This is a genomic window from Actinocrinis sp., from assembly GCF_035650855.1.
GTDB lineage: Bacteria > Actinomycetota > Actinomycetes > Streptomycetales > Catenulisporaceae > Actinocrinis.
On the sequence record NZ_DASRGV010000251.1, the window covers coordinates 1 to 9,761 of the forward strand.

At 70.4% G+C, this 9,761-nt stretch carries 9 protein-coding genes; all 9 read right to left on the minus strand.

Going from position 1 to position 9,761, the window contains the following annotated elements; all coding sequences use genetic code 11:
• Positions 1–478 (minus strand): GyrI-like domain-containing protein (locus VFB40_RS18175; RefSeq protein WP_324852194.1); only part of this gene is annotated, 478 nt, incomplete at its 3' end.
• A gap of 55 nt (positions 479–533) precedes the next feature.
• The gene (locus tag VFB40_RS18180) at positions 534–1,025 is read right to left on the minus strand and encodes a DUF2231 domain-containing protein (protein WP_324852196.1); all 492 of its coding nucleotides are present in this window, start codon (positions 1,023–1,025) and stop codon (positions 534–536) included.
• Between the two features lie 80 nt (positions 1,026–1,105).
• Entirely contained in the window at positions 1,106–1,720 is a 615-nt protein-coding gene (locus tag VFB40_RS18185; protein ID WP_324852198.1) for a DUF2087 domain-containing protein, read from the minus strand.
• An 86-nt stretch (positions 1,721–1,806) separates the two neighbouring features.
• Complete coding sequence (locus VFB40_RS18190; RefSeq protein ID WP_324852200.1) at positions 1,807–4,371, minus strand: beta-glucosidase family protein; 2,565 nt, start codon at positions 4,369–4,371, stop codon at positions 1,807–1,809.
• A 100-nt stretch (positions 4,372–4,471) separates the two neighbouring features.
• Positions 4,472–6,160: an ABC transporter substrate-binding protein gene (locus VFB40_RS18195; RefSeq protein WP_324852202.1), complete on the minus strand. Its 1,689-nt coding sequence runs from the start codon at positions 6,158–6,160 to the stop codon at positions 4,472–4,474.
• A 239-nt stretch (positions 6,161–6,399) separates the two neighbouring features.
• Positions 6,400–7,491 (minus strand): oligopeptide/dipeptide ABC transporter ATP-binding protein, encoded by a 1,092-nt coding sequence (locus tag VFB40_RS18200; RefSeq protein WP_324852204.1) that lies wholly within the window; start codon positions 7,489–7,491, stop codon positions 6,400–6,402.
• Positions 7,488–8,660 (minus strand): ABC transporter ATP-binding protein, encoded by a 1,173-nt coding sequence (locus tag VFB40_RS18205; RefSeq protein WP_349261538.1) that lies wholly within the window; start codon positions 8,658–8,660, stop codon positions 7,488–7,490. The genes VFB40_RS18200 and VFB40_RS18205 overlap by 4 nt, the downstream gene beginning before the upstream one ends.
• 5 nt (positions 8,661–8,665) lie before the next feature.
• A complete protein-coding gene (locus tag VFB40_RS18210; protein ID WP_414642106.1) occupies positions 8,666–9,631 on the minus strand; it encodes an ABC transporter permease in 966 nt (321 codons plus the stop codon).
• Positions 9,628–9,761, minus strand: a 134-nt coding sequence (locus VFB40_RS18215) for an ABC transporter permease subunit (RefSeq protein WP_349261539.1), incomplete at its 5' end; no start/stop codon positions are given. The genes VFB40_RS18215 and VFB40_RS18210, both read right to left, overlap by 4 nt.

Genomic DNA, 9,761 nt, shown 5'->3' on the forward strand with positions numbered 1-9,761 from the left:
TATTCAATTCGACCGCCCATTTGGTCTTGCGAGGCTCGGTACGCGGATCCGTGCGGTACGCCTCGTAGCGGCACACGAACAGGTCTCCAGCGGGATCGTGCCTACGGTCGAAGGCGTGACCGTTGGCGGCTGCCCACTCGATCAGATGCCTATTGGCACGACGGGCGTGGTTGCGGTAGGTCATCGTGGCATACCGGCCGGCTGGCAGCAGCCCGGGGCGTACGCGGTCGTCGCCGCTCATCGGCTTTTCGGTGATCGCCCCGACCTCAAGATCCATCGGTCCTTCCATGTCGATCACATGGAGCCGCAGAAAGGCCGGGCCCGCGTCCGCGCCGTCGTTGCGGCCGAGCCAGTCGAACAGCTCGGCGAGTAGCTTGTCGCGCTGGCTGAGCATGCCGCGGAACGGCGTCACGCAGCGAATCCCGAGATAGGGGATTTCCGGGCGCTGTGCGACCTGCGGTTCGTCAAGGATCTCCACCGTCGCCCCCTGCTGGTTTGTCTGCCTGGTGGTCTGCCTGCCGCTGGGACGGGTCTCAGGGTAGGTGAACGGGGGCTTGTGCGGCGCCGGAGACGTTGATGCCGCCCCACACGGCGCGGGCGCCGGAGTCCCCGACCCGAATGCACTGGACGATGCAGACGGCGCTCACGGCGATCGCCAGGGCCGCCACGGTGACCGTCGTGGCGTGATGCTCCGCGTATCCCGCGCGGGCGATGACGACGAGGGCGATCGCGAGCACGGCGACCGCACCGACGAACCAGACCAGGGTCAGGCCGAGGCTGCGGTGCTGGGCGGCCAGCTTCTGCAGGTAGGTCGCGTGGTTGTAGAGGGCCTGCCCGGCCAGGTCGGTCGCGTAGGTGACGCCGACCATGACGATCGCGAAGATCGCGTTGGCGATGCCGAACCGGGCGCGCCACTTGGGGCGGGACGCGACCAGGATCGTCGTGACGCACACCAGCGGGATGCCGGCCACTGCCGCGTGCAGCAGCAGGATGTGGGTGGGCAGGCCGAACACCTTGACGGGCATCGGGCTTCTCCTGTTCGTCTTCGGTCCGGTGTCCGCCGACTCCGGCAGCACCCGCCAAACGTATTCGTCTATTCAGCGGTTCACAGTCCTACGGACCCGCCGGTTCGCCAGTACATGTTCTCCGAGCGGCTGAGGAAACCGGCATCGACCAGGTAACGACGAAGCGCCGCGTAGTCGTCGTGGAAGTTCCCGAGGATGCGATTGACCTTCGCCTCCTCGTAGTGCACGCCGGGCTCGAACGACTGGGCCAGATAGTCGAGCACGACCATACGCTTCGCGTGGGCGGCCGGGACATGCGTGAGGCGGCCGCGGGCGAAGAAACCGCGAAGCAGCGACGCCGTGCCAGGGTCCTGCACCACCGGCTCCGGCGGCAGCGCGCTGTCGGCCTGGCGGGTGTTCGCCTCGGTCGCGGCGCGCAGCGTCTCGGGAAGGGCGCGCCAGCGGTCGTCGGACGCGTCGAGGCCGTCCGGCTGCTCGGTGAGCCGGACGGCCAGGCCCGCCTCGTTCAGGCGGATGAGCGTCTTGATGACGTCGCGCACCGGCACGTTGGCGCTCTTCGCCAGGTCTTGCGCCCGCGCGCCCTGCTTCGGCGCCAAAACCAGGGCGGCGAACACCCGGAGGCGGCCCGGATCGGCCAACAGCGCGATCAGCCTGCGCGGGTCGGGGATCTGTTCGTCTTTGCCGCGAGCGGTCATGGCCCGATGTTAGCTACGCCGTATTCGGGTCCGCCTCCGGGTTTGCGTCGTCTTCGAAGAACAGGTTCGGTTCGCCGCCGCCGCGTTCAGCCGATCAGGACCGGCGCGGACAGACGCAGATCCCGCGACGAACGCCCGACCTGCACCAGGTAGCTGCCGCGCGGGTGAACCCAGGCGTGGGACTCGGAATCCCAGCGCGCGAACGCCCGCGCGGGCACACGCAGGCGCACGTGCGTCTCCTCGCCAGGCTCGGCGTAGGCCGAGCCGAGGGCGGCCAGCACCCGGATCGGACGCATCGGCTGCGGATAGCCGTCCACGTTCGCCGGATCCGGTTCGGAGAGGTAGAGCTGAACCACCTCACGCCCGGCTCGGCGACCCGTGTTGCGCACCGTCACGGTCACCTCGACGTCGGCTCCGGCGCGCACCGGGCCGACCGGGACGTCCAGGCCCTCGAACATCCAGCTGGTGTAGCCGAGGCCGTGCCCGAACGGGAACAGCGGCTCACGGCCGGCCTTGTCGTACCCTCGGTAGCCCACCAGCAGCCGCTCGCTGTATTCGAGGGCTCCGTCGACCGGCCGCGCCGGGCCGACCGGGACCCCGGCCTCGCTGCGCGGAATCGTCACCGGCAGCCGGCCTCCCGGCTCGACGACGCCGAGCAGCACGTCGGCGAGCGCGTGCCCGAACTCCTGGCCGGGGAACCACACCTGCACGATCGCGGCCACCTGGTCCGCCCACGGCATCAGCACCGGCATGCCGCAGTTCACCACGACCACCGTGCGCGCGTTGACCGCCGCGACCGCCTCGATCAGCTCGTTCTGGCGGCCGGGCAGCGCCAGCGTCTGCCGGTCGTAGCCCTCGCTCTCGGTGCCCGCGGCCGCGCCGACCACGACCACCGCGGCCTCGCTGGACTGCGCCGCCGAGACCGCCTCCTTGATCAGCGCGTCCTCCTCAGGCAGCGGCACGACGCCCAGCTGGAAGCGGGTGAACTCGCCGTCGTGCTCGGACGGGTCGCAGGACGCGAACGCCTCGACCAGGTCGCCCTCGTCCAGGTCCAGCACCGTGCCGAGCTCGAACGGCCGGGAGAGCGCCGCGATCGGGTCCTCGACCGGCGGCGCGGTCTCGGTGAGCACGAGCGGCGACGGCTCCTCGAACGGCCCGTCGAGCTCAAGCCGCAGCGCGCCGAGCCCGGCGACCGCGAACCGGTGCGGCCCCGAAGCCTGTGCGCGGTACGTGGTGCGGAAGGTCAGCTCCCTGATCTCGGTGCGCACCACCGTGGGCGGCAGCGGATCCCACCAGGTCACCTCGGGCTGTTCGAGCACGTCCGTGTGCTGCAGCCCGCCGTCCTTGCCGCGGATCTCCAGACGCGCTCCCGGCGCCCTGGTGGCCGGATCGGTCAGCGACTGCGGTTCGGGCACCGGGGTGGTCAGCCAGGTGCGGCAGCCCTGATGCACGGTCAGCTCGGTGTGCGATCCGAGCGCCGCGCGCAGCCCCTCGGCGGGGGAGACTGCGATCGCCGCTCCGACCTGCGCACTGCCAAGGCCCTGATACTGCGGGAGCACCGCGTTCGGGCCGAGCAGCGCGATGGAGTGCGCGTTGCGCGGCAGCGGGAGCGTGCCGGCGCTGTTGCGCAGCAGGGTGAACGAACCGGCCGCCGCGCGCCGCAGCACCTGCCGGTCGGCCCGCGGGCCGGGCTGCGGCTTGGGCTCCTCGCCGCCGAGCGCGCCGACCATCCGCGCGACCCGCAGCAGCCGCAGCACCTTCTCGTCGACCTCGGCCTCGGACACCGCGCCGCGGGCCACCGCGTCGGCCAGCTCGCCGCCCCACGGGCCGCTCGGGCCCGGCATCACCAGGTCGAGCCCGGCCAGCGCGGTCTCCTCGGTGGAACGCGCCGCGAACCAGTCGGACACGACCGCCCCGGCGAAGCCCCAGTCCCGCTTGAGCACGTCGCGCAGCAGGTGCGTGTGCTCGGTCATCGTGGTGCCGTTGACCTTGTTGTACCCGGCCATGATCACCGCGCATTCGCCCTCGACGACGCAGGCCTCGAACGGCGCGAGGTAGAGCTCGCGCAGCGTCGTCTCGTCGATGCGGGAATCGGCCGTCCAGCGCTCCGTCTCCGCGTCGTTGCCGACGTAGTGCTTCGCCGTGGCGGCCACTCCGGCCGACTGCAGCCCGCGCACCCACGCGGCGGCGGCGCGGCCGGCCAGCACCGGATCCTCGCCGAAGCACTCGAAGCCCCGGCCGCCGAACGGCGTGCGCGCCAGGTTCACCGTCGGGCCGAGCACGATGTGGATGCCCTTGGCCCGCGCCTCCCGGCCCAGCTGCGCGGCCACCTGCTCGACCAGCTCCGGGTCCCAGGACGCGGCCAGCGCGATCGGGGCCGGCAGGCTTGAGGAGCGGTCGGCGGGGTCGAGGAACGCCCCGCGCACGCCCGCCGGGCCGTCCGACATCACCAGCGGCCGCAGCCCGATCAGCGGCTGGCCGGGCAGGCTGAAGTTGTCGGCGCCGGTCAGCAGCGCGATCTTCTGCTCGAGGGACAGCGCGCCCAGCAGCTCGCGCCCGGCCCCCGCCTCCCGTAACGGGCCCGCGTCGCGGGCGGCGAACGGCCCCTGCCCGTCCCGCGGGGTCCTCACGTCGGTGCGCCCCAGGTCCACCGAGACTCCTAAAAATCGTCATAAATCAACATGATCAGGTAAAAAAGAGGCCCCGGATCCGCGCAGAGTGCGGCTGCAGCGGATCCGGGGCAGGGTGTGGTTACGAGACCGGCGTCAGGTGCAGCACGGTGTACTCGATCCACGGGTCATTCGGCCGCGGGTCGACGTAGGGGTTGTCCTTCGTCGGCCAGCCGGTGAAGTGCTTGGTGCTGTACTCGTTCCAGCCCGCGCCGTACATCAGGACCACGTCGGGCACGTCGGTGGACATGGCGTGCGCCACGATGCCCAGCTGGGTGGTGATGGTCGCCGGGTCGTTGGTGCCGGCCCAGGCCTTGAGCGCGGCCTGCACGGCCGGGTTGTTGTAGCGGCCGTAGTCGCCGTTGGCGGTCTGGCCGATCGGGGCGCTGGTGCCGTAGTCCAGCCAGTTGTCGTACTGGGTGTACGGGGTGTTGCCGCTGCCGCCCCAGTGGATGGCCGCGTCGAAGTTGCCCGCGTTGAGGTCGGCGGTCCACTTGTCCGGGGTGACGCCGTTGACCGAGACCTTGAAGCCGAGCGGCTTGAGCTCCTGCGAGATCAGCGTGGCGCAGGTGAAGTAGTCGGTGTACGAGGACGGGTCCTCGATCGCGAACGACACTTCCTTGCCGCCCTTGGCCCAGATGCCGCTGCCGTCCTTGGCGTACCCGGCCGCGGTCATGATCTGGCTGACCTTGTTCGCGTCCGAGGTGGCCGGCAGGTCGTTGGCCAGGTCCGAGGGGACCTCGTCGGTGAACTGGGGCAGCAGCAGGCCGCTGGAAGAGGTGGCCGGCGGCTCGTAGTTGGTCTCACCGACCTGGGAGAGCTCGGTGCGGTTGACCGCCGCGCTGACCGCCTGGCGCACCTTGACGTCGTTGAACGGCGCCTTGGTGACGTTGAGGATCAGCACCACGGTGTTGGTGGCGGGGAAGTAGTAGTGGTTGTGCGCCGGGTCCTTCGCCACGTACGTCTGGTCGATGTTCGTGACGTAGTTGCCCGCCCAGTCCAGCTGGCCGCTGGTCAGCGCCTGGTTCGCGGTCGTGTTGGACACGTAGGCCGGGTAGCTGACCTCGGAGACCTTGGGTGCGCCCTGCCAGTAGTTCGGGTTGGCCTTCAGGGTGAAGCCCTGCGCCGAGAACTTGTCCAGGGTGTACGGGCCGGACCCGACCGGGGTCGCGTCGGTCCAGTGCGCCGGGTCGGACTGGGCCGACCACACGTGCTGCGGCACGATGAAGGTCTGCCCGGAGATGGCGTAGATGTTGGTGTACTGCGCCGACTTGAAGGTGATGGTGACCGTCGAGTCGTCGGACGCGTTCGCGCCGGTGATCGGCAGGCCGTTGGCGTCGAGCGCCTGGTTCTGCTCCATCAGCTGGAACGTGTAGGCGACGTCCTTGGCCGTCAGCGGCTGGCCGTCGGACCACTTCACGCCCGAGTGGATCTTGAAGGTGACCGCGGTGCCGTCGTTGTTCCAGGTGAACGAGTCGGCCAGCCAGGGGGTGTAGGCGTTGGCCTTGGTGATGTTCCACTGCAGCAGCGGCTCGTAGATCAGCGAGGTGGCGTTGACCTGCTTGGCGATGCTGGTCTGCACGAACGGGTTGAAGTTGTCGACGAACGGCGAGACCGGGTTCGACTCGATCGTCAGCGTCGCCGACTTCGAACCGCTCCCGCCGTTGGCCGAGGGCTTGGGAGAGCTGCTGCAAGCGCTGGCGGTCAGAGCGAGGGCGGTGAGCGCCGCCGCCCCGGCCAGTGCCCGTGGACGTACCGATTTGCGGAACATTGCTTACACTCCGTTGTGTCCAGTCGGCCGTGGCCGACCATCTTTGGGGAAGACCGTGGTGGGATCTATCCGAGGTGCCAGGCGCGGTCGGCTGGGCGTGGGCCCGACGTTCCGCGTCGTGCGTACTGAGTGCGTTTCTTGCCTCTGAGCTGTGTTTCGCGCGTCTCAGGCTCCTGGCCGACGCCGCCGGCCGGGTGGCGGGGAGCGCAGTGCGATCTCCTTTCCAAGCCGCACCGGGATCACCCCTGTGCTTCGTCAGGTGCTGAGCTGGTGGTGCGTTCCTCCACTGCGGTTGCGGACACTGTGGCGGAAGTCTTCGAGGCGGGGGTCTCGTGCAGCCAGCAGGCGCTGGTCTGGCCCGGGCCGACCGGGAAGGCCGGGGGCGCCTGCTCGGCACACTTGGCCATCGCGAACGGGCAGCGCGGGTGGAACCGGCAGCCCGAGGGCGGGCTGACCAGGCTGGGCGGGGAGCCGGCTCCGGCCAAGGACGGCGCCTCGGCGCGGTCCGGGTCCGGGGCGGCGGACAGCAGCAGCTGCGTGTAAGGGTGCTGCGGGCGGTCGGTCAGCTGCACGGCGGGCCCGGCCTCCACGACCCGACCGGCGTACATGACCGCGATGGTGTCGGCCAGGTACCGCGCGGAGGCGATGTCGTGCGTGACGTACAGGATCGCCAGCCGCTCGCGGTCACGCAGATCGGCGAGCAGGTTCAGCACGCCGAGCCGGATGGATACGTCGAGCATGGAGACCGGCTCGTCCGCGAGCAGCACCTCCGGCCGCACCGCCAGCGCGCGGGCGATGGCCACCCGCTGGCGCTGGCCGCCGGACAGTTCGTGCGGCATCTTCTCGATGAATTGCTCCGCAGGGGTCAACGCCACCCTGCGGAGCAAGTCCTTGATGGCGTCGTCGGTGCTCAGATCGCCGGCGGTGCCGTGGATCTTCAGCGGACGGCCAAGGATGTAACGCATCCCGTGGATCGGGTTGAGCGAGGCGAACGGGTCCTGCAGGACCAGCTGCACCAGGTTCGAGTACTCGCGGCCGCCCGAGGGGGCCGGCTTTCCGTCGAGCAGCACCTGTCCGGAGGTCGGCTCGATCAGCCGGGCCAGCATCCGGGCCAGCGTCGACTTGCCGGAGCCGGACTCGCCCACGACCGAGGTGACCGTGCCGCGGTGCAGCACCAGGTTGACGTCCTCGACCGCGTGCACCACCGCTTTGCGCATGCCCCAGCCGCCGCGCACCGGGAAGTGCTTGGTCAGCGACCTGGCCTCGAGCGCGGGCACCTGCCCGTCGGGCGTCGCGCCGGGCGCGGGAACGTGATTGCTCAGGTCGGTCACAGCGCGCTCCCCGCGGCCTCGATGTACGGATCCTGCGGGTCGGAGCCCGGCAGCTCGGCGGCCAGGGCGCCGGGCCGGGCCACGATCCGCGCGCCGACCGTGGTCGGCTCGGGCAGGGCCAGCGGCTCCGGCGCGATGAAGCCCTCGGCCTGAAGCCAGCACGAGGCGGCGCGCCGGCCGGCCGAGGGCAGCGAAATGAGGACGGGCGCGTCCTGGCGGCACACGTCCATGGCGTAGCGGCAGCGCGGGTTGAACGGGCAACCCTCCGGCACGTGTCGCAGGTCCGGGGGAGAGCCGGGGATACCGGTCATCGCCACCCTCTCGCCGTGCAGCCCGGGGAAGGAGTTGAGCAGCCCGGCGGTGTAGGGGTGCCGCGGCGAGCGGAACAACGCGGCCGCCGGCGCGTACTCGACCACCCGGCCCGCGTACATCACCGCGATGGTGTCGGCCAGCTCGATCAGCAGCGACAGGTCGTGCGTGATGAAGAGCACTGCGAAGCCGAGCCGGTCGCGCAGCGCGACCAGCTCCTCGAGGATCTCCCGCTGGGTGACCACGTCGAGCGCGGTGGTCGGCTCGTCCATGATGAGCACTTCCGGCTCCAGGGCCAGGGCCATCGCGATCATGACCCGCTGGCGCATGCCGCCGGACAGCTCGTGCGGGAAGCTGCTGAGCCGGTCCGCGGTGATGCCGACCAGGTTGAGCAGCTCGGCGGCGCGCTCCTTCCTGGCCTGGCGGTTCATGTCGGGGCGGTGTGCCTTGAGCACGTCGGTCAGCTGGCTGCCGATGGTCAGCACCGGGTTGAGCGCGTTCATCGCGCTCTGGAACACCACGGCCAGCTGCGACCAGCGCAGTTCGCGCATCGTCTGCGCGTCGGCGGCCAGCAGGTCGTAGTCGCCTTCCGCGCCGTGGAAGCGGACCTCGCCGGCGGTGATCACGCCGGGGGCGCGCAACAGCCGGGTGACCGCATAGGCCAGCGTCGACTTGCCGCTGCCGCTCTCTCCGGCCAGGCCGAGCACCTCGCCGCGGCGCAGCGTCAGGCTGGCGTCGACCACCGCCCGCACGGCGTCGTCGGTGAAGCCGTAATCCACGCTGAGCCCTGAGATTTCGAGTACCACGTCGCCGCGGGAGCGCGGCCGCCCCGCCGATTCGGCGCGCTGGGTTCCGAGCAGGCCGCTCACACCGTCTCCTCGATGATCGTCGCCGCCGGGGCCGGGGCCTTGCGCACCACCGGAGTCAGGCCCAGCGTGTTGCTTGAGCGCACCCCGGCGGCCTTGAGTCCCTTGCGGGACAGGCCGGCCGCGCGCAGCCGCGGGTTGATGAATTCGTCGATGCCGAAGTTCAGCAGCACCAGCGAGGTGCCGAGCAGCGCCACGCAGATGCCGGGGGCGGCGAACCAGTACCAGCCGCCGACCTGCGCCGCGGTGTTGGACTGCGCCCAGAAGAGCATCGAGCCCCAGCTCCACGGGTTGTTCGGGTCGATCGCGCCGATGAAGGCCAGGGCCACGTACGTGCCCATCGCGTACAGCACGGTGAAGACGAACGAGGAGGCGATGACCGGCACCAGGTTCGGCACGATCTCGAAGACGATGATCCGCCAGGAGCGCTCACCGCTGATGCGCGCCGCGTCCACGAAGTCCCGCTTGCGCATCGAGAGGGTCTGCGCGCGCAGCACCCGGGCGCCCCAGGCCCAGCCGGTCACACTGATGATCGCCGCCAGCAGCACCGAGTTCGACTTGCCGCCGGCCGGCAGATAGCTGTTGATCACGATCAGGAACGGCAGCGCAGGCAGCACCAGGAACACGTTCGCCAGCATGGAGAGCAGGTTGTCGCCGAGGCCGCCGAAGAAGCCCGCGGACACCCCGATGATCACCGAGAGGGCCGTCGCGATCGCCCCGGCGATCAGCGAGATCACCAGCGTCGGGCGGGCGCCGATCAGCAGCTGCGAGTACACGTCCTGGCCCTGCTGGGTGGTGCCGAGCCAGTGCTGGCCGCTCGGGTGCTGCCAGGGCGTGCCGACCAGCTTGAGCGGGTCCGGGTACGGCGCGATCGACGGGCCGAAGATCGCCATCAGCGCGAAGAAGATGAAGATGCCGAGGCCGACCGCGATCTTGGTTGACTTCAGGACGCGCAGCATGCTCATGCCTCCTGCCGGGTGCGCGGGTCGAGCAGCACGTACACCGTGTCGGCCAGCAGGTTGGCCGCCAGCACGGCGAAGGTGATGATCAGGAAGATGCCCTGGATGAGCGGGTAGTCGACGTTGGTCACCGCGC

Bases quoted from the DNA above. Each gene is read 5' to 3' on its own strand.
- VFB40_RS18185 (WP_324852198.1), bottom strand. From the start codon at position 1,720: ATGACCGCTCGCGGCAAAGACGAACAGATCCCCGACCCGCGCAGGCTG.
- VFB40_RS18180 (WP_324852196.1), bottom strand. From the start codon at position 1,025: ATGCCCGTCAAGGTGTTCGGCCTGCCCACCCACATCCTGCTGCTGCAC.
- VFB40_RS18195 (WP_324852202.1), bottom strand. From the start codon at position 6,160: ATGTTCCGCAAATCGGTACGTCCACGGGCACTGGCCGGGGCGGCGGCG.
- VFB40_RS18210 (WP_414642106.1), bottom strand. From the start codon at position 9,631: ATGAGCATGCTGCGCGTCCTGAAGTCAACCAAGATCGCGGTCGGCCTC.